General features: G+C 67.4%; 20 protein-coding genes and 1 tRNA gene. 8 read left to right on the forward strand and 13 right to left on the reverse strand.

Annotated features, from left to right (window positions below):
• Positions 1-561: 561 nt before the first annotated feature.
• On the reverse strand, positions 562-1,194 hold the full coding sequence (locus tag AB0F71_RS25435; protein ID WP_360238387.1) for a hypothetical protein: 633 nt from the start codon (positions 1,192-1,194) through the stop codon (positions 562-564).
• A gap of 671 nt (positions 1,195-1,865) precedes the next feature.
• On the reverse strand, positions 1,866-2,933 hold the full coding sequence (locus tag AB0F71_RS25440; RefSeq protein WP_360238389.1) for a hypothetical protein: 1,068 nt from the start codon (positions 2,931-2,933) through the stop codon (positions 1,866-1,868).
• A 121-nt stretch (positions 2,934-3,054) separates the two neighbouring features.
• Here AB0F71_RS25440 and AB0F71_RS25445 point away from each other — a divergent pair, with 121 nt between their 5' ends.
• Positions 3,055-3,588 carry a hypothetical protein gene (locus AB0F71_RS25445; protein WP_360238391.1) on the forward strand — a complete coding sequence of 178 codons (534 nt, stop codon included), beginning with the start codon at positions 3,055-3,057 and terminating at the stop codon, positions 3,586-3,588.
• Positions 3,589-3,597: 9 nt separating this feature from the next.
• Here the strand turns inward: AB0F71_RS25445 and istB are convergent, their stop codons facing one another.
• Genes istB through AB0F71_RS25460 form a run of 3 tightly spaced genes read right to left on the reverse strand, consistent with a single transcriptional unit; the run spans position 3,598 to position 6,078 of the window.
• The gene (istB, locus tag AB0F71_RS25450) at positions 3,598-4,407 is read right to left on the reverse strand and encodes an IS21-like element helper ATPase IstB (RefSeq protein ID WP_360238393.1); all 810 of its coding nucleotides are present in this window, start codon (positions 4,405-4,407) and stop codon (positions 3,598-3,600) included.
• Between the two features lie 3 nt (positions 4,408-4,410).
• Complete coding sequence (gene istA, locus AB0F71_RS25455) at positions 4,411-5,664, reverse strand: IS21 family transposase (protein WP_360238395.1); 1,254 nt, start codon at positions 5,662-5,664, stop codon at positions 4,411-4,413.
• Between the two features lie 39 nt (positions 5,665-5,703).
• Positions 5,704-6,078: an HNH endonuclease gene (locus AB0F71_RS25460; RefSeq protein WP_360238397.1), complete on the reverse strand. Its 375-nt coding sequence runs from the start codon at positions 6,076-6,078 to the stop codon at positions 5,704-5,706.
• Between the two features lie 938 nt (positions 6,079-7,016).
• Here AB0F71_RS25460 and AB0F71_RS25465 point away from each other — a divergent pair.
• The 3 genes from AB0F71_RS25465 (at position 7,017) to AB0F71_RS25475 (ending at position 9,641) form a co-directional block, all read left to right on the forward strand.
• Positions 7,017-7,532: a hypothetical protein gene (locus AB0F71_RS25465; protein ID WP_360238399.1), complete on the forward strand. Its 516-nt coding sequence runs from the start codon at positions 7,017-7,019 to the stop codon at positions 7,530-7,532.
• A gap of 10 nt (positions 7,533-7,542) precedes the next feature.
• Positions 7,543-8,307, forward strand: a complete 765-nt coding sequence (locus AB0F71_RS25470; protein ID WP_360238401.1) for a helix-turn-helix transcriptional regulator — start codon at positions 7,543-7,545, stop codon at positions 8,305-8,307.
• A 506-nt stretch (positions 8,308-8,813) separates the two neighbouring features.
• Complete coding sequence (locus AB0F71_RS25475) at positions 8,814-9,641, forward strand: phosphoadenosine phosphosulfate reductase (protein ID WP_360238403.1); 828 nt, start codon at positions 8,814-8,816, stop codon at positions 9,639-9,641.
• Between the two features lie 36 nt (positions 9,642-9,677).
• On the opposite strand, the gene AB0F71_RS25480 is transcribed toward AB0F71_RS25475, so the two are convergent.
• The 5 genes from AB0F71_RS25480 to AB0F71_RS25500 all read right to left on the reverse strand — a co-directional run bounded on the left by AB0F71_RS25480 (position 9,678) and on the right by AB0F71_RS25500 (position 17,173).
• On the reverse strand, positions 9,678-10,196 hold the full coding sequence (locus AB0F71_RS25480; protein WP_360238405.1) for a hypothetical protein: 519 nt from the start codon (positions 10,194-10,196) through the stop codon (positions 9,678-9,680).
• A 187-nt stretch (positions 10,197-10,383) separates the two neighbouring features.
• Positions 10,384-11,217, reverse strand: coding sequence for a phosphoadenosine phosphosulfate reductase family protein (locus AB0F71_RS25485; RefSeq protein WP_360238407.1), 834 nt, complete (start codon positions 11,215-11,217; stop codon positions 10,384-10,386).
• Positions 11,214-14,825 (reverse strand): ATP-binding protein, encoded by a 3,612-nt coding sequence (locus AB0F71_RS25490; RefSeq protein ID WP_360238409.1) that lies wholly within the window; start codon positions 14,823-14,825, stop codon positions 11,214-11,216. Before AB0F71_RS25490 ends, AB0F71_RS25485 begins: the two co-directional genes overlap by 4 nt.
• A 2-nt stretch (positions 14,826-14,827) precedes the next feature.
• On the reverse strand, positions 14,828-15,934 hold the full coding sequence (locus AB0F71_RS25495; RefSeq protein ID WP_360238411.1) for a DUF4007 family protein: 1,107 nt from the start codon (positions 15,932-15,934) through the stop codon (positions 14,828-14,830).
• Between the two features lie 60 nt (positions 15,935-15,994).
• The gene (locus AB0F71_RS25500) at positions 15,995-17,173 is read right to left on the reverse strand and encodes a cysteine desulfurase family protein (RefSeq protein ID WP_360238413.1); all 1,179 of its coding nucleotides are present in this window, start codon (positions 17,171-17,173) and stop codon (positions 15,995-15,997) included.
• 553 nt (positions 17,174-17,726) lie between these two features.
• On the opposite strand from AB0F71_RS25500, the gene AB0F71_RS25505 reads away from it, so the two are divergent.
• The 4 genes from AB0F71_RS25505 (at position 17,727) to AB0F71_RS25520 (ending at position 23,026) form a co-directional block, all read left to right on the forward strand.
• Positions 17,727-20,045: a DUF262 domain-containing protein gene (locus AB0F71_RS25505; protein WP_360238415.1), complete on the forward strand. Its 2,319-nt coding sequence runs from the start codon at positions 17,727-17,729 to the stop codon at positions 20,043-20,045.
• 324 nt (positions 20,046-20,369) lie between these two features.
• Positions 20,370-20,534 (forward strand): hypothetical protein, encoded by a 165-nt coding sequence (locus tag AB0F71_RS25510; RefSeq protein ID WP_360238417.1) that lies wholly within the window; start codon positions 20,370-20,372, stop codon positions 20,532-20,534.
• Positions 20,535-20,570: 36 nt separating this feature from the next.
• Positions 20,571-21,770 (forward strand): hypothetical protein, encoded by a 1,200-nt coding sequence (locus AB0F71_RS25515; RefSeq protein ID WP_360238419.1) that lies wholly within the window; start codon positions 20,571-20,573, stop codon positions 21,768-21,770.
• An 11-nt stretch (positions 21,771-21,781) separates the two neighbouring features.
• On the forward strand, positions 21,782-23,026 hold the full coding sequence (locus AB0F71_RS25520) for a site-specific integrase (RefSeq protein ID WP_360238421.1): 1,245 nt from the start codon (positions 21,782-21,784) through the stop codon (positions 23,024-23,026).
• Between the two features lie 12 nt (positions 23,027-23,038).
• On the opposite strand, the gene AB0F71_RS25525 is transcribed toward AB0F71_RS25520, so the two are convergent.
• From AB0F71_RS25525 to AB0F71_RS25535, 3 genes are all read right to left on the reverse strand, one after another.
• Entirely contained in the window at positions 23,039-23,818 is a 780-nt protein-coding gene (locus AB0F71_RS25525) for a hypothetical protein (protein ID WP_360238423.1), read from the reverse strand.
• 691 nt (positions 23,819-24,509) lie between these two features.
• Positions 24,510-24,583: transfer RNA gene (locus tag AB0F71_RS25530), tRNA-Pro, on the reverse strand.
• A gap of 149 nt (positions 24,584-24,732) precedes the next feature.
• Entirely contained in the window at positions 24,733-25,974 is a 1,242-nt protein-coding gene (locus tag AB0F71_RS25535) for an MFS transporter (RefSeq protein ID WP_360238491.1), read from the reverse strand.
• Positions 25,975-26,058: the final 84 nt, after the last annotated feature.

The raw sequence follows: 26,058 nt of genomic DNA on the forward strand, positions 1-26,058 counted from the left end.
TCTACTTCGTACAGAAGTGTCCGTTTCAGACCATCGGCGTCCATAGGCGCTCATCAGGTGTGGTCCCAAAGTGCTCCCCAGGCCGACCGCCCCGCGACAGCCACGGCCCGTGATCGAGACCTGTCGGCCCTTCAGCAAGCGGCGTCGTTCCGGCCCGATTGCCCCTGTGTCGATGCCGTGAGCCGGCCCGCGGGGCCAGCTCCTGCGGGCCGATCATGGTCGCTGACCCATCGGTTGCGGGCAGTGATCTTCCGGGCGGTGTGTCGTCTTGAGCGTGTCGTCGCCGTCTGGTTCTGACGTGCCTCGCGCACCGCCCCTCACACTCTGCCGCCACGCCCGACCGAGCATCGACTCTTGGTCCCAGGATCGCCCGATCGGGAGAAGGGGAAGCTCATGGGCGGGGTCGGGTCTACCAGCGGTGCGGGTGTACGGACGAGCACCGCAAGCAGCTGGGTCCGTGGTGCGTGCGATTGCTGGAGGAGGCGGGTCGCGGGTCGTGGACGTACTGCGTCGACCTCGCCCCGGAAGACGGGAGGCGAAGAACCCGTCGACGGGGCGGTTTCACCAGCCGGACCGTGGCGGGAAGCCTGCTACAAGGCCCAATGTGCGGAGGTCTTCCCAGAGCCACGAGTACGCAAGGTCGGTTGCCGGTGTCTCATCTGGGGCGGATAGAGCGGCCTCGCCGACTCTCGGGCGGGCCCAGGTCTCAGAGTCCGGGTGAATCAAGCGGATGGCCCGCCGTCTCTCTTCGCGACGGGCGAGATATTCGGCCTCGTCGACCTCCTCCCGTCCGTGTGCCAGGTACCGGAACTCCACCTGATCGCTCTCCTCCACCGGCTGCGGGACCATGCGGAACGAGTATCCGTGTTCGGCGAAGCCGGTCGTGCCGCCGCCACCGGTGCGGGTGACGTAGCCCGTGATGCGGACGGGCAGAATGCACGCCAGCCCCAGCGTAGGGATCAGGCGGGGAAACCATGCCTCGCACATCTCTCTGTAGATGGCCAGGGCATTTGCGTGGACGTGCGTCACGAGCTGTGTCAGAGCGTCATCGCTGAAAAGGTCCATAACCCATCGGCCACCGTCCGAACGATCGGGGCCCGGGTAGGGGCAGAGGATCTTGCCATCCGGTTCGACATCACGGCCGGCCTCGAGGCCATCCACCAGATTTCGCAGGTCCTCCGCGCTGGCCGTCACGGGTCGTCCGGAAGCGAAGGTGACCCGCCTCAGATTCGGCTCGTCGGTGTGTCGACGCGCGGCCCGGACGACTGCCTCGGCCTCGATCGGCGGGACCAGTAGGCCTCGGTCGCCGACAAGTGCACGGCATAGTTCCCACCGACGTTCGAGGGCCGCCGGGCCGGCCAGTCCGTCACTGAGCCTCCGTCGCCGAAGTAGCGGCTCCAACTGCGAGGCAATCCAGTCCAGCGTCCACCGCCACGGCCAGGCCGGGTAGTCAGCTGCAGGCCATCCGTTCTTGGTCGAGCCCTCCGGTCCTCGAAATGCCTGCAGGTCATCCCAGTCGAGGCCTGCTGGCAGCCGAACCACCGTCTCAGCTCCCGCCTCGGACGCGCTACGGGCCACGGTGAGAAGTCCCGTGTCGCTGGCGAGGACACCGACGGTGAGTGACGAGCCCCCTGGGCTGCCGAGCCGAAGAAGGCCCGCCGCTGGGGTGAGTGAGGGGAGCCATGCAGTCAGAGCGCGATGAATCCGTCGAGCGCATTCGACAGCGGGAGGAGGGGAGGAAAGCCCACCGCCTGCCTCCGGCACCGCTTCCCGGACGATCCAGGCGACGACGCCCGGATGGCGAGCCACGATCGGTTCCAGGAGAGCGGCAGAGCGCTCCCATCCGGCACCGGCCACGGCGAGCGCTAGCGGGTAGCGCCAGCGGTCCAGCGCCGCCGGACTGTCCAGTGCCCCGGCTGGAAAGCCCTTGGCCAGCACTGCCTTCCCGCCGAAGTATTGCTCGAGCACGGGAAGGCTGAAGGCGATGGTACGCCCGCGCCGGCTGACGAGACGGGACGCGACCAGGACCCGTACCTCCGACTCGCTTTCGATCTCGCCAGCCGGGATCGGCCCCCGGCCTCAATGGTGAGGACAGCCAGGCGCTCCAGTGCAGACTGCGCCGGATCATGGTCTGCTCCAGGCCGGCGCAAAGCCCGGGCCACGAGGTCGTCCAGGAAGTCCACCCGGGATCGCGGGGCCGCCCGGCCCTCTCTGCGGTCCAAACTTGCGATGATCACGAAGAGTGGCAGGAGTAGCGCTTGGCTGACGGCCTCGGACTCGGAGTAGAGAACGGCACCGGGTCCGCCGACCCGCCGTGCCAGTGCCATGGCCTCGTCATAACTCATCACCGGATGGGTGATGCGTTCTTCCGCCAGGAGGTCCAGGCCAGGACGTGCCGTTGCCAGAATCCGGGTGTGGGGCCACGATTTCGCGATCACTCTCGCTTCGGTCAGCAGGTCTGCCCCGCGGCTCGCTCCGGCCTCATCCAGCCCGTCCAGGATGAGCCGGACACCGTTGCGGCTTGGATCGCCCAGAGCTTCAACCATTCGCGCAACCGCAGCCTGCAGCGGTCCGGCAACTTCGCGGGCCGAGAGGTACAGAGGAAGTGGAGCGTCACGGTCCTCGGTCGCCTCCTCGATGTCGGTCTGATGCAACCTCTCGACCGTCACTGACTTCCCGGATCCGTAGTCACCTTCCAGGACCACGACACCTTGCTGCGGCAGGTCCCGGAATGCATCTCGCCCCCGACCAACCGAAGGGTCGTCAGCGAGTGCGCTGCTCAGGTCGTCATTCAGGCCGGCCGCGGCCCATCGGGCGATCAGCCGTGCGCGGGACAGGACGGCCATCTCCGCGAGTCCTTCCTCGCGCTGCCGTCGGGACCGCTGGACAGCCGACATCCGCTGGCTCACGAGTTCCTCGTGAGCGTCCTTCATGTCGTGCAGTGTCAACGCTCTCGCAGAATTGACCACCCACCAGTCCCGCAGAATTGACCCCCTGGGGTCGTAGCGTGCCCGTGGCGTCCAGGGCCCTCGATGCAGGCCGTAGAGTGCGCGCATGGAGATCCCCGGCCTCGGCCCCGTGACCGTCGATGCGGACTTTGGCGACTACGTGAGTCAGCCGCTTCCCGTCCCCGTCTTCGGGGACGCCCTGTGCCAGTTCGTTGTCTCCGGCTATGACGATGACGACGCGAAGGTCGACTTCGAGACGGCCATCAGCGCGTTTCTGGGGCTTGGCAAGTCGGCTCTGAGGTCCGCGTCAGAGCCGGTCTTCCAGTACTACCTGGACGTGAAGACCGAGGTCGGCGACGACGAGGACTTCGTGTCCATCGCCAGCCCGGACGACGTCTGGTCGCATGTCCGCCTCGGAGGTGAGGTGTCGGTCCAGCGGGAGGACGCCCACGGCGACCGGCAGGTGTATGTCTCCGCGGAGTGCGAGTGCGCTTGGGAGCCCGAGCACGGTCTCCAGGTCGTCTTCCGCCGCGGTTCCGCGGTGTCGAAGGTAGGCCCGTTCGACAGTCACCTCACCAACGCCGCCGCCTTCGACCGTGCGGACCTCGCTGACGTCGTCTACTACCGGTTCGGCTACTGATGCCTGGCCTCACCGGTTCTCCTTCGCCAGGAGCTCGCGTCGTTGGCGGGTCCGGTAGGAGTCGCCGGTGAGGGTGAGGACCTCGGCGTGGTGGACCAGGCGGTCGATCATCGCGGCCGCGACCACGTCGTCGGAGAAGGTCTCTCCCCACCGCCCAAAGGGCAAGTTCGAGGTCACCATCACCGAGCCCTGCTCATAGCGCGAGGCTATGAGCTGGAAGAACAGGTTCGCGGCGTCCTGGTCGAACGGGATGTAGCCCACCTCGTCGATAATGATCAACTTGTAGCGGCGGATCTTCTTCAGCTCCCCCTCCAAGCGGCCGGCCTGGTGGGCCGCGGCCAGGCGGGCGATCCAGTTGCTCGCCGTGTCGAACAGGACCGAGTAGCCGGCCTGCGTCGCCTTGACGCCCAGCCCGATGGCCAGGTGTGTCTTCCCGATCCCGGGCGGCCCCAGCAGGATCACGTTCTCCGCCTTCGCGACGAACGTCCCCGTCGCCAGGTGCGCGAGGACGTCGCGACGGAGCGAGGGCAGGTGGTCGAGGTTGAAGTCCTCCAACGTCTTGACCTGCGGAAAGTGGGCTGTGCGGATCCGCATCATGGTGCCCTTGCTCTCCCGGTCGGCGACCTGCCGCTGCAGCAGGGCCGCCAGATACTCCTCGTGGGACCAGTTCTGGTCCCGGGCCTGCTCGGCCAGCTCCTCCCAGAAGGCGCCGATAGTGGGCATCTTCAGCACCCGGGTCAGGTAGGAGAGCATCGAGGGCATCCCGTCCTTCGGGGCGCCCGAGGTGCTGGCCGGCTTGGGCTTGGTGGCTGTGGTCACGTATCACTTCGCTTTCGTGGACGGCGGGTTGAAGTCGACGCCAAACAGGGCGTCGTAGTCGGGCAGGGCCCGCAGGGCGACGGTGTGGCCGTCGGTGTGCTGACGGACGGCTGCCTGACGGTGGTGGCGGTCCGTCGCCAGGGCCTCGCGCATCTTCGCGGCGGTGGCCTGGTGGACCGGGTCGGTGATGACCTGCTGTTTCGCCCAGGACCGCTCGTGGCGGGCGACGACCTTGCCGTCGCAGAACATCGTCACGGTCTCCGGGGAGGCGGTGACATCGACGAACCGGCCGATCACGGACGGGTCGACCGAGTAGTCCACGGTGTCAACGCGGACGTAGTAGTCCCGGCCGAGCCGGATCCGCTGGCTCAGTCCGATCGGCGGTGTCACTGGCGGCAGCGGGATCATCGCCTGGTAGTCGGTCTCCAGCAGGTCGACCGGACGTCCCTTGATCGCCCGGACCGTGCGAGAGTTGGCCCTGACCAGCCACTCGTGCAGCTGCTGGTTGAAATCGGCCGGTGAGGCGAACATGCGGCCGGGCAGGAACGAGGTCTCCAGGTAGTGGTTGTTGCGCTCGACCATCCCCTTGAACTCCGGGTCCCGGGGCGGGGCCAGCCTGATTTGGGTGGCGAGGGTGCCGGCGAAGGCCGCGGCCGGGGCGGTGACCTTCCCGGTGCCGCCGATCGCGGCCTCCCGGTCCCAGACCAGCGTCTTCGGCACTCGGCCGATGCCGTGGATCAGCTGCCACATGCCCGACAGGATGTCGCCGCCCTGCCGGGACGGGATCATCACCGCGGACAGGGACCGCGAGAACCCCAGCGTCATGACCAGCACCGGCAGGATCCGCTGCTGACCGGCTCCGACCTGCACCTTCGTCTCCGGGAACCACAGATCGCACTGGGCGATCCGGCCAGGCTCGTAGACAACCCGGTCGACCGGATCGATCCCGACGTACTCCGGGCGGATCAGTGCGAGCCGCTTGCGTAGCGGCGGCAACGAGTACGGCCAGCCGATCCGCTCGGCGATCACCGGCGCCGGCATCCGCGGCCACTCGTTGAGCAGGGCCCGCATCTGCGGCTCGTAGGCGTCCGCCACCTGGCCCCGCGGAGCCCGTTCGAACTTCGGCGGGCGGTCGGAGTTCAACGCGGCCCGAACCGTGTTCCGAGCCACCCCCAACCGCCGCGCGATCTCTTTGATGGGCACACCCTCCGCGCGATGCAGACGGCGTATCTCGGCCCAGTCCTCCACCTTCAGCACCCTCCAAGAGTGATCAAGGGGGTCAATAGTGCGAGAGCGCTACGGGGTTAGTTTTGCGGGAGCGTCAACATGCAGCTCCTGCACGGTGAAGTAGCGCCCGTTCTCCCGGTCAACGATGACGTGGTGCGCCGGGCAGAGCAAGATCATGTTGTGGTAGGAGTTGCGCTCAGACAGCGGCATGCTCGGATCGCCGCGAGGCCCATCGTCCCTCACAGCGACGATGTGGGCTTCCTCCCCAACCGCCACGGCGATGGGATGCCCCTTTGAGTCCGACTTGCCAACGACAGCCTCGATCAGTGCAGCCCCGCAGTCCCGGAACGCACACTCGTTGCCAGATCGGCCCCACAGCAACCGGCGGTCAGCGTCCCTCAAGCTCGCCACAGCTGCGCACCTCCGATGCCACCTCAAAGCCACAGTAGACCGAGCTACCCACAACTGCGATGGAGCTCACGGCCGCATCGCACTGCCGCACGCCCGGTGACACGGTCCGTCCGGTCCGCCGAGCGCGGCCGGAATGCTTTGCAGGATCGACGGCGTCCGCCACGACCGGCCCCGGGCGAAGGGGGCAGACTCTGTCACCGGACATGCCAGGACCAGGATGCGTAGTTGGCGGCTGCTAGTTCGCCGCGCTTGACCTCCCGGCGGTTTCAGCTGCCGAACGCTCCTCGGTTCAGCTCTGCTACGTCCGCCCGTCGGCGATCGTCGAGTGTGCGCCCCCACCCCAGATTGGAGTAGTAGTAGCGGGCCCGACTCGGGGTGGCTCGTCGGTCTCGAAGGTGACGAGGCACCAGCCAAGCCATCGAGCTGGTCCGGAAGCGCACTGCCAAGCTCGGCCCCCGCCGGATCGGCCTGCACGATCTCCGGCCACACCGCCGCCAGCATCATGATCGCCACCGGAATCCCCTGGCCGTCGTCTCCAAGACCCTGCGCCACTTCAACTTTGCCATCACCGTCGACCTCTACGGCCACCTCCTCAAGGACTCCGCCAACGACACCATCGTCGCCTGGCCGCTGCGCTTGACCTTGCGGATGCCCACTGTGGGGTCACCTCCATTGACGCCGGTGCAGCCGCGCGCCAGCTGCCTCAGCCAACGCCGGCCCGCAGGAGGACGGGCGCCGCACACGGCAGCACCCTCGACCAGTCCGAGACGCAGCGCACCGCTGGCCGTCCGGCCACCGCACTCTGCACTGCGTAAGGCCCTCGCTCTCCGTCCGAGCGTGTCCCGGGGTCTCTCGCTTCTCGTCGGTCGGGGAACTGGTCGGCCCGACCTGCTGAACGCGACGGCGTCTGTGGACCGTACCGATGCCCAGCCCCCTGTCTCAGGGAGGACCTTGCCCGATGCTGCGGACAGATGTGCATCAATTCCGATCGGCTCGGCAAGATCAAATCTGCCGACCTGGGCAGATGTGTCGACGGCCCCCTTTTCGATCATGCTTCAAAAAAACCTGGGCGCTCACCCCCTTTTGGGACGCACACCCATCAACGCGACACTCAGACCATGATCATCATTGCCGGAGCAGCCACCCCGGCAGCAGGATCGGGGGCACACAAGCGGCCTGACGGACCAACACGTTGGCATCTGTCGACCGCTCCAGCCCGCCTCGCCCCCAGGGAGGAAATGATGAAGAACAACCGCCAGAACCTGACCGGGCTCCGGTGCTCCACCGGGATGCCCCGTTCGCGCAACCGTAAGATGCTCCCGCCGGCTCCAGTCGTCATCGTGCTTGTGATCGTGCTCCTCGCCGCGGTTCTGACTCTCGCCGGCACCCCAACCACCAGCACCCTTGAGCTGCTGGCCGGTGCGGTCGCCATCGCAATGCCAGCGGCCAGGGAGATGGCAACCCTGGCCCCCGGTCGTCGTCACTGAGGCGGCCAAGATGGGCCGGCCCCAGAGAAAGCTCGACAGAGGTACATGGCACCACAGGGCTCAGCTGGCACTCTGGCTCCGCGAACACAAGCAACGGGCCGGATTGACATACCGCGAGATGGCCCGGCAGGCCCCGTTTTCTGCCACCGTTTTCTCTCGCGCAGCCTCGGGGCAGATTGTGCCCACGTTGGAGATCGTGGAAGCGTTCGCGGCAGTATGCAGAGTTGACCCCGCACCCGGCCGTGAATTGTGGAAGCGTGCACGGCATGAGAGGGCACGGGCCGCTGGGCGTGGGGTCAACTCGCCTCAGCCAATGCGGCCCGAGTACATCAGAGATCACGCCACGCTTCGCCTCGCCTTGATCGAACTTCATCAAGCGATGGGAGAACTATCGCTGCGAGAGCTGGAGCGTCGCGCTCAAAGCTCGGGCGATAAGCTCTCTCGCGGCACGATCCACGGCGTCCTGAAGGGTCGCCGCGTGCCGACCAGGAGATTCGTAGGATCCTTCGTGAGAGCGTGCGGGATCCCTGAGAGCGCAGCTGCCGTGTGGCTCGCCGGATGGGACCGTGCGGAACGCAGACGGTCCTTGCAGACCATGGCAGATAAGCCACCGACGTTTACAGAGGGCAACACCGCCCGGTCATTTCGATATGACGCGCAACGCCTCCTGGAGAAATATCGAAAGGATGGCCTTCATCTCGATCTCATGGAGGAAATCCTCATTCGACACATGGAAGAGACTCGACGCCGAGACATCGAACTGGGCAAGTCGTGAGTTCCCGGTAATACACATTGAGTCAACCTTGCCCGCACTCTCAACTATGGGCGAGACTGAATAGTCGACACAAATGATAACCTCTCCAGCACATTATCCGATCAAGCAGGCACGCCACTCCATCAAGAGGCCGACCGCCGTCCAGTCGGGCAGATTCGCAGGGCGACCTGTGGTCGATGACGACACGTCTCGCCCGACCGAGACTCCCTGACCGACTTGCAGTCCCGGCCCAGTCATGACCAGCCCCGAGCACTGACACTCGCAAGCCGGCGGCTGGCCCAACACCGAGTCGGCATTGAAGCAGTCCGCCGACAGCGCCAAGCCAAGCAGCCGCCTTGCCGCACTCGCAGGCCCACTCGATGTCCGCTTCGCCACCCAAGGGATCAGCGGCGCGGGACGTCGAGCCGCGAGATAAACACTTGATCTATTCGATCATCATCCATAGAATATCTCAGGTTCGAGTGATCAACCTGGGAGCCTCCATGGGTCAACCTTCAGTAGATGCGATGTCCGGGCGTAGAGAGCGGACGGCCGGCCCGTTGAGAGCGGTGTCGTACGGGGGCGGCGTTCAGTCCACTGCACTACTCGTCCTCGCGGCTCGCCGTGAAATCGACTACCCGACGTTCTTGTTCGCGAACGTCGGCGACGATAGCGAGCACCCGGCCACGCTGACGTACGTGCGAGACGTCGCAGTTCCGTTCGCTTCCAGCGCCGGGATCGATCTCAGGCTGCTCCGACGGCTTCGGCGCGATGGCGAGTCCGAAACGCTGGTGCAACGCCTCAGTAGGCCCGACACTCGCTCCATCCCGATCCCCGTTCGCATGGCGAACGGGGCGCCAGGGAGAAGGTCCTGCACCGCCGATTTCAAGATCAAGGTGATCGGACGATGGCTTCGCGCACACGGCGCCACGACCGGTGCGCCGGCGCACGTGGGCATCGGAATCTCCGTCGACGAGGTCCATCGTGCGAATCGCAGGCGTAGCGAACCGTACGAGCTGATCGAGTATCCGCTCCTGGACCTCGGGCTTCGGAGAACGGACTGTGTGCGCCTCATTGAGGAAGCGGGGCTTCCCGTCCCTCCGAAGAGTTCGTGCTTCTTCTGCCCCTTTCGCACAGTCGGGGACTGGCGCCGTCAACGGTCGTTGGAGCCCGAGCTCTTCGCCCAGTCGGTGCACATCGAGGAACTGGTCAACCGCCGGCGGAAGGCTCTCGGTCGGGACCCGGTGTACCTAACCCGCTACGGCCGTCCGCTGGCCGAGGCGATAGCGGTGGAGCCTCCCGTCGCCGTCGTCGACGACGACGGGTTGTGCGACTCCGGCTGGTGCATGACGTGACGTCATCGGCGTCCCGGCGTGCGGTTTTCTGCCTGACTACCTTCCCGAGACCGCCTTACGTCCTCGCGGCTTCTGACTCAGCCGCTCACCGGCGAGCAGTCTTGCGTGTGCTTCTGCGTCAACCGTTCGGCCACGGGCCTGGGCATCGGCGATGAGCGTGTCGAGAAGCCAGAGCGGTGACCCCGATAGCTTGAGGTCCTCGTCCGCGATCGTCCGCCGGTTTCGCCATCGAGCAATGGCTCGTTCGTCGACCCCCAGTACGAGAGCCGCCTCCTTGCTCCCTACGACCGCCGGAAGATCCTTCGGATCCGCGAGGCTGTATCCCCCCAGGATCGTCGCCTTGTACTGCGCCAGTCGCTCTTCGGTGATCTCCCGACCACTGTGCCCGTCGAGCTGAAGTACCGTGTGGAGCAGCCAGTAGGGGTTCCCGGACGCGATGAGGTCGGGCTCGCCGAGGATGCCGTCGGTTCGCCACTTTTGTGACGTCTGGCGCTCGATGCCAAACAGGGCGGCGATCTCGGTGTGGCCGACCAGGTAGGGCAGCTGTGCGGCCATGACCAGTGTTTCTCCGGGGAGCATCGTCTATTCGGGCCCGGCTCACGTGCGGGCTCCCAAACGATAGCGCTCTCCAACGTGCCGTACTGGATCTTGGCGGCGCGGCTGAGTTGCTGCGAGCGCCGTCGGCTGCGCCTGAGCCCCGTTGCAAGGCTTGTCGCCGGTCGCAACGGGGCTCAGGCTTCGCTCAGAGGTGGCAGACGGAGCAGCCTGCCTCGTCGTCGTCCTCGTCGTGGGCATCGGCGAGGATCTCGAGCAGCGGTCGGTTCGGCCTTATGCGGGTGGCAGCCCTCTCCAGAGCTGCTTGGTGCTTAGCTTCGATCTCCTCGCGGCGCTCGATCAGGTCGTGCAGGGACTCGCCCTGGGACCAGGTGTACTCTCGGCCCTGCATAGCAGTGTGCCGGTAGTTGACCTTCTCCTCGTAAGCTATGGCCTTCTCGAAGAGGTCCGGGTGGCGGTCCTTGAGTCCGACCCACTCGTGCTTGCGCTGGAAGAAGCAGAAGTAGCAGCCCGAGCGGGTGCGCCACTCGTAGTAGGCCGGCAGGCCGATGCCGGCCTCGTCGAGGATCTTGTCTACGCCGGCGCGGTCGATGCCATCTTCGCGGAACGGGAATACCGCGGTGATGTTCGGCTTGGTGCTGACGTAGCCCAGGCGGTTCTCGTCTGCCCTGATGGCGACGTAGGAGATCACCTCGTCGTCGCCGACCCACTCCTCCAGCGGCTTGATCTTCAGGTTCTTGGTGCACCAACGCATCTGGGGGCTGGGCAGGGTGCCCTGGTAGACCTCAAGCCAGTGGTCGAAGTCGCGGCTGGCGTTCAGCCGGACGATCGGCTTGCCGACCGCGGCTTCAAGGCGGTTGAGGTACTCGTACGTCTCGGGCAGCTCGGCGCCGGTGTCGCAGAAGAAGTACTCCATGTCGGGTACCCGGTCGCGCATGTGGATGGCGAGGGCTGAGGAGTCCTTGCCCCCGGACAGGCCGAGTACGTGGCGCTTCTTGGTGCCGGAGCTGGTGTCGCTCACAGCTTCTCCTTCGTCTCGGGGGCCGCGTCGGTGCCGGTGGCGGCCAGGCGTTCGGCGAGGGCGGCGAGCAGAATGCGGGCGCCGTCCGGGCCTAGCGCCTCTTCAGCCTGCCTGATGACACTGACAACGAGCTTGTCGGCTGCCTTGCGCGACTGCTTGGGCACGTGGATGAGGGTGCGTTCCTCGGTGCCCTGGGGGGTGGTGAGCGTGAGAAGGCTGGTGTCGATCTGCCGCCGCGAGGCAGGCTTCCGGACGGCCTCCCGCTCGTCGTTTGTCTCGTAGAGGTGGCTGACTCGGTCGAGGGCGCGGGCGACCTCCTTCACCTTGGCCGGGAAGGCATCCGTGTCACGGTCGGTCCAGTTGACGAGGGCCTTGTTGAGGAGACGGATGGTGATCGGCTCGAGCCAGTCCTCGTCGGGCAGGTTCTCGTCGAGAACGCGCGAGACGAAGCCCTGCAGGCTGAGTTCGAGGGGGGCGTTGGCGAACCCGCGAAGCCGTTCGGCGAGACCAGCGCGGAGTTCGCCGATCTCGGCAGGAAGGCGGAATTCCTTTGCGAAAGCCGCGACGAGCTGCTGGCGCAGGGCGGCGCTCGCGCCGGACAGCTCGTCGAGGGTGGCGACGAGGCCCGCGACGTACGTCTTGGCTGCCTGCTCGTCCTTGGCGGTCTCGGCCAGGACGGGCTCGGCTCCCTGAGTGAGGGGCAGGGCGGTGAAGATCAGTTCGTCGGGGTCGGTGGCTTCCTTCAGAACGTCCCGGAGCTCCAGCGCCGGCGCGCTCAGGCGCTTGGTGGCCTTGGCGAAGTCGTCAAGGGCCATGTAGCGGCCGAGGATCGTCCGGGTGACGGCCAGGAGCATGGGGTTACGGGCCGAGCGCGATCGCGGCGCGGTGATGTTGAGGGCCTTAGCGAGTCCTTCGACCACGAGGCGGCGCTGGCCGCGGCCGACGGGTGCGGCCTTGACCATGAAGCGGTCCGGGTTGACGTTGAGCCGTTCGATGATCTCCGGGGTCAGCCGCTGGCAGTAGTTACCGTCCTCAAACAGTGCGATGTCGTCGCTGCGAAGGATCAGGGCTGTCACTACGAGGATCGGGACGACGCCGGCCTTGACACCGAAGGGTGGCGCCATGAGCTGCTCGTAGATATCGCCCAGGGGGGTCGGGCGGGTGGCCTTGGTCAGCGCTGCCTCGAGGGTGTCCCAGACTTCGGTGACGTTGGCTTCGGCGTTGGTCTCCTTATTGGGCCTGGAGATTCCGTGGGTGAGGATGGTGTCGGCGTCGACAGCGTTGCCGCTCTCCCCCGCGACGCGGTGGAGGCCGAGGTACTCGACGACTCCGTGGTACATCGCTCGTTCCGCGGAGTAGTTGTCGGGGTCGAAGCCCAGGAGGTGTACGCCCGATCGCTGGATCATGGCGGTGAGCACCTCGCGGCGGGCTCGCGAGCCGTTGCTGGTGAGCTGGTGACGGCCGGCCATCTCGTTGCGGATGCGCGGAGTGTGCGGGTAGACGAGTTCGCATGCCTGGGAGGCGAGGCTGGCGTAGCTGCGCGCTTCGAGAGCTGCGTCGGGCGCGTTGCCGACATCGGCAGCGGTGTTCCAGAGGTGCCAGGTGGCCTGCGGGCTACGGGGGTTGAACGCCTCGTCGAGCTGCGCTCCGATGAGATGGGAGATCTCTGCTGCGCGTTCGGCGATCTCCCGGGATGCGACGTGGTCGATGGTGTCGTCGTCGAGGAGTTCCTCGAGTGCGACGAGGTCGATTCCGGCTTGAAGGACCCGCTCGGGGTTCTCGGTGACGCCGATCAGCACCGGAAGGGGCGAGTTGACGGCAGGCCGGGTGTCGAGGGTGCCGAGGTGGTAGACGATGAGGCCATCTGCGGCGTCCTTGACCACCTCGGGGCCGTCGATCTTCTCGCCTTCGTGGCTGACCGCTGTGACGAAGTACCGCAGCATTCCGGTCTGCTGACTGTGCTTGCCAGCCACCACGGCGGCGGGAAGGACGGTGCCGAGATGCTTGCTGACGTAGTCGACGACGTCCGCGGGCTGGATCCGGGTGGCGACTTCGCGGACCCGGGCTTCAATGTCGACGTCGGTGCCCTGCCAGACGCGGTACTCGTTGCTGTAGGCGCGGTGAACCACGAAGCCGTCTTGGACGAGCTTGTCCAGCTTCTTCTGCAGGGCCGCGAAGCGGTCCGGGTCGTTGGCGTCGAGCGGGTCGTTGAGCGCGAACTGGATCATGCCGGGCGTTGCGCGCAGGAGCCCGTCTGCGTCGATGAGGTTCAGGATGCCGATGACCTTGAGGACTTCCTGGTCCTCGTTGGGCAGGCCGTGGGCCTCGTTGAGCCGCATGTCGACCTCGAGCCAGCGGCTGGCGTTCGCCGAGGCCAGGATGGTGGTGCGGCCCGATGCGAAGAAGTAGTCGTACAGCTGCGCGAGGCGAACGGTAGAGGCGCGCTCGGGCGTGTCCGAGGACAGCGTCTCCATTGTCCGCCGGACCGTGTGGGGCTCGTCGCTGGCGAGGAAGCCGGTGAGGCTGCGGTCATGCTGGCCGATCTGGGAGGCGAGCAGCGGGGCCGCGACAGCGGTCAGCGGGTGCAGGGGGTAGAGGCCGGCGAACATCTCGGCCGAGATGTCGACGACGGAGTTGAGTGCGTGCCCCTCCCTCCACGCCTTCGCGGCAGATTCTGCCTGGGCGTCGATAAGAGCGCGGCCCGGCTCGGCCACGGCGGACAGGTCGAGCCGGCGGCGCATGAGGTGGACGGCGTCTCCGAGGTTCGGCGCGAAGGTGATGTCCTCGAACCGGCCCTGGATCTTTGCCCATTCCTGGGTCTGGACGGAGCTGGATCGCGCTGCGTAGTCGGTGAACGCCAGGTGCTGGAGCGTGAAGATGAACAGCGGCAGGCCCGAGCGGCCTGCTCCCTTCTCTGCCAGCATCTGGAGCAGGAAGACGTCGCTGTCGGCGTCTCCGGTGTCGCCGGCCGCGGCGAGGTACTCGAGTGTCTTGCCGAACTCGTCGAGGATCAGCAGGACAGGGGCAGCGTCACACAGCACGGTGACGGCGTCCAGCAGGCTCTGCGCCGTCGGGACCTCCCGTTCGGCGCACGCAGCGAGGGCCTGAGCGACGGCCTTCGGGGGCCGCTTCTTCCACCTGCGCTCGACGGCGGTCTGCAGGGCTCGGTGAATCGTTGCGGCAAGCGGTTCACGACGGGCCGTGGCAACAGCGCCGAGGAAGCCGTCCGCGGTCAGCTCATCCCGGACGCGGGACAGCCGGGCGGCGTATCCGGGGCTGGTTGCCGCAACAGCTGCTTCTGCCTCGACACGGCGGGCCTTGTCGTGTCCGAGGAAGGCGTCAAAGAGGTTGGAGAGCGTGGACTTACCGGAGCCGTAGGGGCCAGTGAACGACCATGCGCGAGTGCGTCCGAGATCGCCGACTGCGTTGGTGACACGCTCGAGGACATCGAGGGCGCGCGCACCGACGTAGGGCGAGTTCAGGTGGCGCTCGCGGACGTCACGTTCGAGGTTGGTGGACCGCAGCTCCGATCCGACCAGGGCGATGCCCTTCGGGAGCTGGAAACTGTCGGTGCTCTGGCGGGCGCGCTGCTTGGTCTTCGTCGTCATGATCAGGAGTTCTCCTCGCCGAACACCAGCTCCTCGGCCTGCTGGGACGTCTTCTTACGCGGACTGCTCACCGCGGTCTTGGCAAGCCCGGGGTACATCTCGGTCCATTGCTCCGGGCTGGGGAATCCGTCCCGATCCCGGACACGGCCGTAGTACTCATCCAAGATGTCCCACGCGAGCGCCTGTGGGGGCTTGAGGTAGGCGAGGCTCCTCTGGCCGAGGGCCTCGACCAACTGGAGGTCAGGGTGATCGTTGATCAGGGACTCGATGGCCTTGGTCAACTCAGGCTCCCGCATACGGAATGCGCGGCCCGGCGACCCCTCTTCTGCGGCCAGGCGTGCCAGCGTGATCGAGCCAGCGTTAGAGGCGAGCCGAGAGGCGTAGTCCAGACAGGCATAGGCGAGCACCGGCGCCGGCAGGTTCGACCGGGATCCGCTGGTGAAGCGCCAGGTCCGCTGCTTGCCCTTGCCCTGCCCCTCCAGCAGTCCGAGCTCCCTGAACGGGGACATGAGCAGGTCTTCGAAACTCCCCGGAGACAGCGGGTTGAACTCCTGGTCCAGGGCGTACATCTTGACCAGGCAGTCCACGTCACGATTGACCGACTCCGCAGCCCGCCACTTCTCTTCATCGAAGTTCTCATGCACGAAGCGCGTAATGACGCTCGTCATCTCTGCGGTCGTGACTCGGGAGCGGGATGCCAGGTTGAACATCACGTACCAGCTGGGTGCTTGGCACTTGGAGTCCGGTTCGGCGGAGAGCAGCCACCAATGCAGCAGCCAGAGACTGCCGGTGTCCTCGAGATACGGGTCCGCGCCGTGATCGTCGAGCAGCCAACGTGCGCGCCATGTCGGTGCGGACTGGCGTGCCTTCTTGGACGGGTCGGTGTGCGCATGCTCCTGGGTCAGCTTGAACGCCTTCGACCAGTAGCGCATCGCGTTGACCATGTTCCGGCCAACGCCGAGGAGGACGGGCGCGTCCTCGCGGTAGAAGATGTCGGGGTGGTCCTTGACCTGCGTGTATGCCTTGTGCATCCAACCGAACCGCGGCGCGAAGGTCTCGTGGCGGTTGAAATTGAGCTCGACGGCCTCAGCGAGCCGGCTGTCTGACATTCGGGGATGCCTCTCGGTGGTCAATCGCAGGAAAGAAGGGCTAATAGGGGATAACGTCGGTCACTGTTCGGCGGTAGCGGCCATCAGCAACCGGGTTTGTTCAACCGCGGCAGCAGCGGCGTCGATTGCGCGGTCGACGTCCTCCGCGGTGGTGTCGTATCCCAGGGAGAAGCGCACAGTGGAGTCCGCGTCCTCACGGCTGCGGCCCATTGCCAGCAGGACATGGCTCGGGCTCGGCGCTCCCGACGAGCAGGCGCTGCCGTCCGACGCCGCTACGTGTGGCATGGCGGCGAGCACCGCGTCCGCCGGCACTCCCGCAAAGGTGACACTGGTCACGCCAGGAAGGCGAGGCACCCGCGCTGCATTGATCTGGCAGCCCGACACACGAGTGGTCAGGCCGGCTTCCAGCTTGTCGCGCAGCTCGGACACCCGGGCAACTTCCGAGGGCAGGTTGCGTCGGACAGCCTCTGCTGCGGCGCCGAGCGCGGCGATGCCGGCCACGTTGAGGGTTCCGGCTCGCCATCCGCGTTCGTGGCCGCCTCCGATCAGGAGCGGGCGGTGCGGAAGGTTGGTGCTGCGGCGGACGAACAGCGCCCCCACTCCTTGAGGGCCACCGAACTTGTGAGCGGAGAGCGACAGCAGATCGGCGTCCAGCTCGGCAAGGTCCAGGGGCAGCCGCCCGACGTACTGCGTCGCATCGGTGTGGACCAGGGCGCCGACTTCGTGCGCGGCCTTGACGATGGGAGCCAGATCGGTCAGGACTCCGGTCTCGTTGTTGGCGAGCATGACCGACACCAGGGCGACGTTCCGCTGGTTGAGGGCGTCATCAAGCGGCTCCAGGTCGAGGACGCCATCGCCGTCCACGGGGAGTACGACAAGATCACCGGCTTCCCCTCCAGTGATCGCACGCCCCGCTTCAAGAACAGCAGGGTGTTCGACCGCGGTGGTCACCAGCGCACCGCCGCGAGCCAGCGCGGCCCGCAGGGCGAGGTTGTTCGCCTCGGTCGCCCCCGAGGTGAAGATGATCTCCCCGGGAGAGCAGTGGAGCAGATCGGCAAGTTGGCGGCGCGCGCCATCGACCCTGACGGCGGCACCTCTGCCGAAGTGGTGCATGCTTGAGGCGTTGCCGACGCTCTTGAGCGCGGCCAGCATTGCCTCGAGAGCCTCCGGGCGCAGCGGAGCCGTGGCGTTGTAGTCGAGGTACACGATCTTTGCTTCTGCGGCATGGCCCTCGACCATATTGCCCCCTCGTTCCGGCGCGTTCCGACTCTCACTCCTGGCGGCTCCCCTCGGCGGGCCGATCTGTTCCGCCAGGAGTGCACTGAGATCCTATCCAACCGGAGCGACTGCCGACGCGCGCTCACCCAAACCACCCAGGCCGGACACGGTGCGTAACTTGCCTGTCGAGCGCCCTGACCGCGCACCATGAGCTAGTCAGCGAAATTTTGAGGCATATGTCAGATATGCCCGGTTTTTCGTATGCGATTTTCCGAGAGGGGCCCATGCGTGTCAGCCACTCGGTCTAGGGTGATCGCTGGTCGTGGACTACCCATTTAGCGGCAGGCCGCGATCGTCAGGGTTGGGTACGCCGAGGGGGACGGTTGGAAGCAGAAGTGTCCCTATTCGGGGACACGTGGCGAGGGGGCCGGCAGGAACCGCAGCAGCTGTGAACTGTTCCAGCGACGCCGGGCTGCAGGCCGCCCGGCGTTAGCCGAGGAATCGAGAAGCCGCGATCACCGCGCGAAGAGAGCCTGGCCGGCAAACGGAACCGCGAAATGCACGGGAGCTTCATTTGGAAACCCGAGAAATCTTTGACGCCGCCCCCTACACCGTGGCGCAGTACCTCAGCGAAACCGGACAGGGACTCTATATCCCGCCGTACCAGCGCGCATACAGCTGGGAATCCAACAAGGTCAAGCGCCTCATCGCCGACGTCGCCCACGGCGTGGAGCAGATCACCAAATTCCCGGAATCGATCTGCTTCATCGGCTCGGTAATCGCGCTGCGCGACCTTCAGTACAGCACCGTAGACCCGATCCACCGACCGATGGTGCCCGCGAAGGTCATGAGCATCATCGACGGCCAGCAGCGGATGACCACCCTTCTCCTGCTGACCACTGTCCTGCACGAAGAAATCAGCCTTCGAGCGAATCGGCTCCCCAAGAACGGAGGTGAGGCCCGCGACTGGTGTTTCAACCAGGCAGTCGATGTGACGGTCCGCCTCACCGACACCTTCGAGGAGGATATGCGCTACGGCGAGGGCAGCTTCCGTTTCTACCCTCGCATGATCCGCTCGTTCCACGACGTGTGGTCCCGCAATAAGGGCGAAGCGCAGTACGAATCCCCGATCGGGTACTACCTGCACCAGTACGGGAAGTTCCGCCGCGACGAGCCGATCTCCCAGGACTACAAGCACGTTCCCTTCGTCGAGGGCGAAGCCGAGGACGCCAACGCCCAGGCTCACAGGCATCTCGAGCTCACGCGCGTCCTCATCCGTCGCACGCTGCGCCAGGCCGTCTCACTGTCGCGGCAGGCTCGGGAGGACGAGGCCGAGCTCCCCTCCGCTCGGGCCATGGTGGACTCCAAGGTCCTCCAGGAGGGCCTGTTCAACAGTCCTTTCCCCGACTACGTGATCGACGCGGCACGGGAAGACGACCGCCTGGGGGCTCTCCTCCGGCTGATCGTCTTCGCCAACTACCTGCTCAACCGCGTGACCGTGGCGGTCGTGACGTCCAAGCACGAGGACTACGGCTTCGACATGTTCGAAGCGCTGAACACCACTGGGCAGCCGCTCACCGCGATCGAGACGTTCAAGCCCAAGGCCATCAAGAATGAGCCGCTCAAGGAGTGGCACGACTCGGAGTCGTACAACCACTTCGACACCATCGAGAAGTACCTCGATGCACAGGGTGCGTCATCCGCTGACAAGCGGCAGACCGCAACGGACAACATCCTCATCCCGTTCGCGCTGCTCAATGACGGAACCCGGCTCAGCAAGCGTCTCAGCGAGCAGCGTCACTACCTGCGCACCGCGTTCGACAAGGAGGCTGGCCAGTCCGAGCGGCGGGTCTTCCTGCAGGCTCTGGCCCAGGTCACCAAGTTCGTCTCCGGTCCGTGGGCTCAGCCGGACAAGTTGCCAGACTGCACGGATGACGCGCTGCGAAAGCAGGCTGCATTGTGTGCCCAGGTGCTTAGCGAGGCCAAGCACGAGATCGTGGTCGCGCCGCTCACCCGGTACTACGCTTCGCACCGGCTGGCGCAGGACAATATCGACGAGCGGGCCCGTCAGTTCCTGACCGCCGTCCGAGCCTGCGGCGCCTTCTACGGTCTTTGGCGAGGGGCTTTCGGCAGCACCAACGGAATCGACAACAAGTACCGCAAGCTCATGGCCCTCCCGGCATCTGACGAAGGTGCGCCGCGGTTCATGCGGTTCGGCAGGCAGCTCACCGAGGTTCCCCCTATCGAGGAGATGCTGACGTACTTCCGCCAACAGCTCCAGGAGGAAGGGCTCGGCGAGAAGGACCGATGGGTGGCACGCGCGGCCGAGACCCCTGTCTACTCGAGCTCGCGGCAGCTCACCAAGCTCCTACTCCTCGCGGCCTCCAACGACTCGACTCCCGACAGGGAGCGGCCCGGCCTGGTCACGATCGGCAGGCAGGGAGTCCTGAGCACCCTCAATCTGGAGCGCTGGCATGACGACGCGTTCTCCACGATCGAGCATGTGGCCCCGAAGGGGCCCGGTGCGAGCGGGTGGGAGGGAAGGCTCTATGACGAGTCGAACACCGTCCACGTGCTCGGGAACCTGACGCTGCTCCCCAGGGTCGAGAACTCCTCTGCCCATCAGCGCTCGTGGCCGATCAAGCGGCTGATGTTCCGGGCCCTCTCCGCCACGACCGTCGAGGAGGCCGAGAAGACGCTCGCCCAGGCAGCCCACGAAGGTATCGAAATCGGCGAAGGCGCGGAGGCCATCATCCGCCGAGCGCGTTATCTGCCTCTGGTTGCAGCCCTGGCGGAGCGCGAGGAGGACTGGACTGTGGAGTTCGTGCGCGAGCGCTCCAAGCGGCTGTGCACCATGGCTTGGGACTCGCTCGCCCCCTGGATCGGGCTCTGAGCCGGCATCGCTGCTGTGGGCTGCCGATAGCCCTCAACCTGGGTCGATAGACGCCACAGTCACCTGCCCTTGGGATTCCTGGACTTCCCGAATCCCAAGGGCAGTAGGGTAGCCGGACCGCATGCGCGAGCGCGCCTTCGGGGCGGGCAGTTGATACCTGTCCGCCCCGAAGGCTCGGTTCAAACACCTCTGCCCAAGAGGGGGGCTCGTCCTCTCGCAGCCGTCGGCGCCTGTCGGCTGCACGATCCGGAGCTTTCTGGCGATGCGTCAGGATGGCTCAACGCCCGGCGGGGTTGCCGAGCAGATCACCGGAGGTACGGCTTCATGACCCGCTACAGCATCGACCCCGAATGGCACGAGCTGATCGCGGCCTGGGGAACTGGCGAGGGCGATCTCGCCACCCGTATCGCCGCCGTCCCGGCTGGCACGGACACGGCCGCGCTGATGCGGCTGGCCCGCGCCCTCACCCACCTGTCCGAGGCCGCCTAGCGCACCTACACCCACCCGGCCAGCGCCGCCGCGTCCATGGAGCCCAACTCCGAGGGCTGGCGCCGCGAAGGGGAGCGCAAGGCATTCGACGAGGTCCCCAGCGCTATTAACCAGCCGAACCTCCCTCAGGACGGAATGCTCGACGTCGAATACAGTCCCCTGGTCGAGTCCGCGCACCGCGCCGGCCGCGCCTTGCACACCCTCGGCAACGCGGACCTCACCGCCGCCGTCCTCGCCGAGACCTCCACCGAACTCACCGCGGTGGAGAACGCCCAACTCGGCGACCTCACCGGCCGCGCCCGCCAAGCCGTCCTCCTCAACCGCGAAGGCGCATCCCCCGTCCAGGTCGCCGCCGCCGACCGTCTCCTCCAACAGGACCCTTTCGGCCCCGCGGCGCTGTTCACCGAGATCGACCCCACCGCCGCGGCCGTCGCCGCCCACTGGCTCGCGGCCTCAGCGCAGGTCGCCGCTGCCGCCTCCGGCCACTCCGCCACATCTGTGCTCCTCGAAGCCGGCGCCTCCCCGTACGACGCGGTCACCGGCCTCGTGCGCCATGCCCTCCACATCGCCGACGGCCTCCTCCCCGACCCCGCCAGCCTGCGCGAACAACTCGAAGGCATCGACGACGCCTTCGCTCAACACACCGGCCCGGACACCGACCCCGAGGACACCGGCCTGCGCCTGACCCCGCTCGACCCCCAACGACCCGCCCCCGACCTCCTCGAAGACCTCCTCGCCGGCATCCCGGCTGCCGGCTCCTCCACGAGGAATACGGCGCACTCGACGACGATGGAGAGGATTGGGATGACGAGTACGCCGAAGCGCACCAGGACCGCAGCCGCGGCCACTTCGCCCAGCTCGTCCGCGAAATCGCCGCCGCCCGCCACGACCGGCTCGTCTGACCATCTGCCCGACCGTCGACCAGCCACGGCAACCCATCTGCCCCGCCGATCGGTGACACCGTGTATGCGGTCCTGTGGCGGTAGGGGTTCGACGGCCACGCCGGGCTGCTGGCCCCTGCGGCCCCCGTTACGAGATCCCCGGACTGGACTCCGTCGCTCACCCGGTCCGCGCGAATGCCCAGCGCTGGGGGCAAACCTGGCGCCGGGGCGGATTGGGGTGAGCGCGGTCTCGTGCGCTGTGGGTGCGCTTCGAGCCCCTTTGCTTGGTGCGACTTCGCGGCTGCCAGACGGGCATTCATGTGGCGGAAGTTACGTGCGTGAAGGGAGAGTTTAATGGCGTCTAGTGTGGCTGAGTTCGAGCGTGGGCGGGTCTACCGGCGCTGTGGCTGCCGGGATGCGGATCGACGTCCGATCGGGGCGCGCTGCCCGAAGCTGGCGGCGGACGACCTGCACGGGAGCTGGGCGTACGCGGTGGACATGCCGACGAACGGCGAGGGGCGCAGCACCCGGCGGCGCAGCGGCTACGGGAGGCGGGAGGATGCCGTGTACGCGCTGCAGTGCGTGCTGAACGCGGAGGCGACGGGCGTGTTCGAGGACCGCAAGCTCACGGTCGGTGCGTTCCTGCTGGAGTGGGTGGCGTTGAAGGAGCGGACGCTCAAGCCGTCCACTGCGGCCTCCTACGCCAAGTGCGTCCGCCAGGAGCTTCTTCCAGTGTTCGGCCGGATGCGGCTGAAAGACCTGCGCTCCCGGCACGTCGCCGCCTGGCAGGCCGACCTGCGGGATCAGGGCCGGGGCGCGCCGACGGTCTACCGGCTCGGGGCGACGCTGCGCAGTGCCCTGAGTCATGCCGTCCACAAGGAACGTCTGATCGGCTACAACGCGGCTGAGGGTGCCATCGGCGCGCGGCCGGCGGCGGCCGAGCGCCTGTGCTGGACCGCGGTGCAGGCGGCGGCGTTCCTGCGGCACAACGAGCTGTACTACCGCGACCAGGTCGCCGACGTGTTCGAGGTGATGCTGGGAACCGGGATGCGGCGCGGGGAGGTGTTGGGGTTGCATTGGGAGGACGTCCACTTCATGGAGCGCAAGATCTTCGTCCGCTGGACGCTGGCCACCATCGACAACAACGAACTGCATTTGTGCGCGCCGAAGACCAAGGCGAGCCGGAACTGGGTCAGCGCCAACCCGCGGGTCCTGGCCGCGCTGCAGCGCCAGGCCGACTACCAGCAGTCCCTGCTCCCTCCGGGAGCACCACTGCGTGGACTCGTCTTCGCGGACGTCGATGGAGCCCCGCTGCGCCCGCAGTACGTCCTAGACCAGCTGCGGCACCGCCAGGCCGAGGCGGGGCTGCCGCAGATCACGATTCACGATCTGCGGCACACGGTGGCGACCATCATGATCACCTCCGGGGTGTCCATCGCGATCGTGTCGAAGGCGCTGCGTCATTCGACCATCGCGACGACCATCAACATCTACGGGCACCTGCTCAAGCACGCGGCCGACGACGCGGTCAACGCGCTCGCCCATGCCTACGAACTGGCTGCCACGGACCTTGAGGACTGGCCCGGTTTCCAGCCTCGCCGCGCTGCTTGACCGGCCCAGGCGTCAGCCGCTCAGGAGCAGATCGGCCACCACCCGGGAAGCGGTCACTGTGACCTGGCCGGCTGGCCAGTCGACGCCGCTCTGGTGGACTGCGATCACCCCGGCCTGCCAGGGGGTGAGCGGATCGTGCTCCCGGCCGGTGAACGGCTCCGTCTCAAGTGGCGGGATCTCCATCTGAACCAGGCGAGAGGGCCCGGCCAGCTGTGCGTCAACATGGCGCCGTGTCTGGTCGATTGAAGCCGTGATGAGGCGCTGGACGCTGTCCAGCGCCTCATCACGGCCTTTGCGCCGTCTACCGAACGCTTCGTAGACCGCTGCGGACGCCGCCCGTACGCAGTCCGCCACCTGTGCCTCGCCTTCGGCGCAGGCACTCTGCCAGCGCATCCACGCCTCCAGCAGCAGCCACTCCCCGTCGACCCCCCAACTCCCCGCACACGCCGGCAGCCATTCCCGTAGCCCGACCGGCACGGGCAGGGCCGCCACGCAGGCAGCCGTCAGCAGTTCGCGAGGGTTGACGCGGCGGGCAACCGCTCCGCGAGCCTGCTCGACCGCGCCGGTCAGCGCGGACAGCCTGGGCCCTGCCCAGGGCTCCAGCCAGGGGAAAGCGGCAGCGGCCGCGAAGCCCTCGAGCGTGCGCGTCTGCGCGCGCCGCCACACCCGCACCGCCTGGGTGGGCTCAGCGCCCGCAGGCCCTGGTGTCGGCACCGGACCCGCCGGCGCGCCGGCGCCCGGCACCACTGCGGGAGTTCTCAGCCCTGCCACCGCGACCGCGAACTCGCTCACGGGATGGTCCGCCGGCAACATCCACGCGCAGGACCCGCACAACGGCCCGGCCGCGAGCCCGACACGGCCCAGCCGCGCACCAGGACCCAACTGGCGGCATGCCCGGTCACCGTGAAGCACAGCCCGGCCCCCGGGGACGCTGTAGCAGTCCAGGACGAGGGAACCGAGCGAACCCAGGGGCACGTCGTCGCCGAAGATCTGCCCCAGCCGCACCCGGCGCGCCCCACCCCTCAGCACACCGCCTCCCGAAGCCCACGGCCTGCCGGGCCCCTTTGCGCCCCAGCAAGGAGGACCGCCTGGCCAGGGCGGCTCCCGCCTGCGTGGTGGTCGCATGGTGGTCGCAGACCTTCGCCTCGCGGGGGCGCCCCCGCGCCGACATCTGGCCCAGAAAATGCGGACAGAACGGAAGGAAGCTCATAAATTGAACGATGCTCACGCCCGGCCGCGTCAACCCCGCGACGCGAGGTCACCCGCCACAGGACGTCGTGAGTGGTTAACGATCCGGCCACCGATCGGGCCACGTGCGCCAACTCCAGCCATACAGCGGCGAGTTGACCAGGTCAGCCCGCGCCCGGCTGCGTTCCGCGGCCGGACGAGGTGCGACCACCCTGCGACCACCACCCCGCGACACGCACAAAAAGGCCGTCCCCATCCTCAGATGGAAACGGCCTCCGACCTGCGGATTCGCAAGTCGGGACGACAGGATTTGAACCTGCGACCCCTTGACCCCCAGTCAAGTGCGCTACCAAGCTGCGCCACGTCCCGTGGTCTCGGCGCCTTGCGGTGGGGCCTGGGGGGCCTTGCCGGTCGGCTTCTCGACCTTGTCTCCGGTTGTTGTCCCGGCGACGTGGAAAACAATACAGCACGTCGGGGGGTGCTCGCTGCCAGGTTTCGGGGGTCGGGTGGGGAGGGGGTCAGGGGGTGGGGTGGCGGGCGTCGTAGGTGAGGAAGGCGGGGCGGCGGGCGGCGAGGAGGAGGACGCAGGCGACGCAGGCGAGGCCGCCGGTGATGACGGAGGTGGCGGGGTTGCTGAGGGCGGAGACGGCGCCGGATTCGAAGTCGCCGAGGCGGGGGCCGCCGGCCACGACGACGATGAAGATGCCCTGGAGGCGGCCGCGCATCTCGTCGGGGGCCGCGACCTGCATCATCGTGTTGCGGAAGATCATGCTGACGGTGTCCGCGCAGCCGGCCACGGCGAGCAGGAGAAGGCCGAGCCAGAGGTTGTGGAGGGCGCCGAACGCGGCGATGGCGAGGCCCCAGGCGGAGACGGCGGCGAGGATGGCGACGCCCTGGCGGTGGACCCGCCCGACCCAGCCGGAGAAGAGGGCGCCGATCAGAGCGCCGACGGCCGGGGCGGAGACGAGCAGGCCGACGGTGCGGGCGTCGCCGGCGTAGAAGGTGACGGCGATCGCGGGGAAGAGGGCGCGGGGCATGCCGAAGATCATCGCGGCGAGGTCGGCGAGGAAGCTGGTGCGCAGGTTGGGCTGCTCGCGCAGGAAGCGCAGGCCGTCGAGGACGGAGGCGCGGCCCTTGCGTTCGCCCTCCGGCCGCATGGCGGGCAGGCGCCACATGGCGTACAGGGTGCCGGCGAAGGCGACGGTGTCGACGAGGTAGGCGGCCTGGGCGCCGAAGGCGCCGATCAGGACGCCGCCGAGCATCGGGCCGACGGTGAGGCCGAGGTTCATGCTGACGGTGTTCAGCGCGTTCGCCGCCGGGAGCTGGTGGGCGGGGACGAGCCGGGGGACCATCGCCGAGCGGGCGGGCGAGCTGATCGCGAAGAACCCGGCCTGGAGGGCGACGGCGGCGTAGAGGACGGCCACCAGGCTGAGGCCCGCCAGGGCCTGGGCGGCGAGCAGGGCGGAGACGGTGGCCAGGCCGGCCGAGCCGATCAGGCCCAGCTTGCGGCGGTCGACGGTGTCGGCGATCGCGCCGCCGTACAGGCCGAAGGCGACCAGCGGGACGAGCGAGAACAGGCCCACCAGGCCGGTGGCGAAGGCGGAGCCGGTCAGGTCGTAGACCTGGACCGAGACGGCCACCGCGGTCATCTGCTGGCCTATGGAGGACACCGCCTGCCCGGACCAGACCCGGCGGTAGTCGGCGTTCTCGCGCAGCGGGCTGAGGTCGGCGAAGGCCCGCCGGTACCAGGGCACGTACACCGGTACGGCCGGAGCGGCGGTGGCAGCAGGAGCAGGGACGGCAGCGGCGGGGGCGTCGGCGGTCGGGGTATCAGGGGGTTGGTT

Origin of the sequence: Kitasatospora sp. NPDC028055 (assembly GCF_040637885.1) — a bacterium.
Lineage (GTDB): Bacteria > Actinomycetota > Actinomycetes > Streptomycetales > Streptomycetaceae > Kitasatospora.

Excerpts from the sequence above, each read along its gene's own strand:
- AB0F71_RS25440 (WP_360238389.1), bottom strand. The coding sequence starts at position 2,933 with ATGAAGGACGCTCACGAGGAACTCGTGAGCCAGCGGATGTCGGCTGTC.
- AB0F71_RS25445 (WP_360238391.1), top strand. The coding sequence starts at position 3,055 with ATGGAGATCCCCGGCCTCGGCCCCGTGACCGTCGATGCGGACTTTGGC.
- AB0F71_RS25510 (WP_360238417.1), top strand. The coding sequence starts at position 20,370 with ATGACCCGCTACAGCATCGACCCCGAATGGCACGAGCTGATCGCGGCC.
- AB0F71_RS25475 (WP_360238403.1), top strand. The coding sequence starts at position 8,814 with ATGTCCGGGCGTAGAGAGCGGACGGCCGGCCCGTTGAGAGCGGTGTCG.
- AB0F71_RS25480 (WP_360238405.1), bottom strand. The coding sequence starts at position 10,196 with ATGGCCGCACAGCTGCCCTACCTGGTCGGCCACACCGAGATCGCCGCC.
- AB0F71_RS25495 (WP_360238411.1), bottom strand. The coding sequence starts at position 15,934 with ATGTCAGACAGCCGGCTCGCTGAGGCCGTCGAGCTCAATTTCAACCGC.
- AB0F71_RS25465 (WP_360238399.1), top strand. The coding sequence starts at position 7,017 with ATGTGCATCAATTCCGATCGGCTCGGCAAGATCAAATCTGCCGACCTG.
- AB0F71_RS25470 (WP_360238401.1), top strand. The coding sequence starts at position 7,543 with ATGGGCCGGCCCCAGAGAAAGCTCGACAGAGGTACATGGCACCACAGG.
- AB0F71_RS25490 (WP_360238409.1), bottom strand. The coding sequence starts at position 14,825 with ATGACGACGAAGACCAAGCAGCGCGCCCGCCAGAGCACCGACAGTTTC.
- AB0F71_RS25500 (WP_360238413.1), bottom strand. The coding sequence starts at position 17,173 with ATGGTCGAGGGCCATGCCGCAGAAGCAAAGATCGTGTACCTCGACTAC.
- AB0F71_RS25515 (WP_360238419.1), top strand. The coding sequence starts at position 20,571 with ATGGAGCCCAACTCCGAGGGCTGGCGCCGCGAAGGGGAGCGCAAGGCA.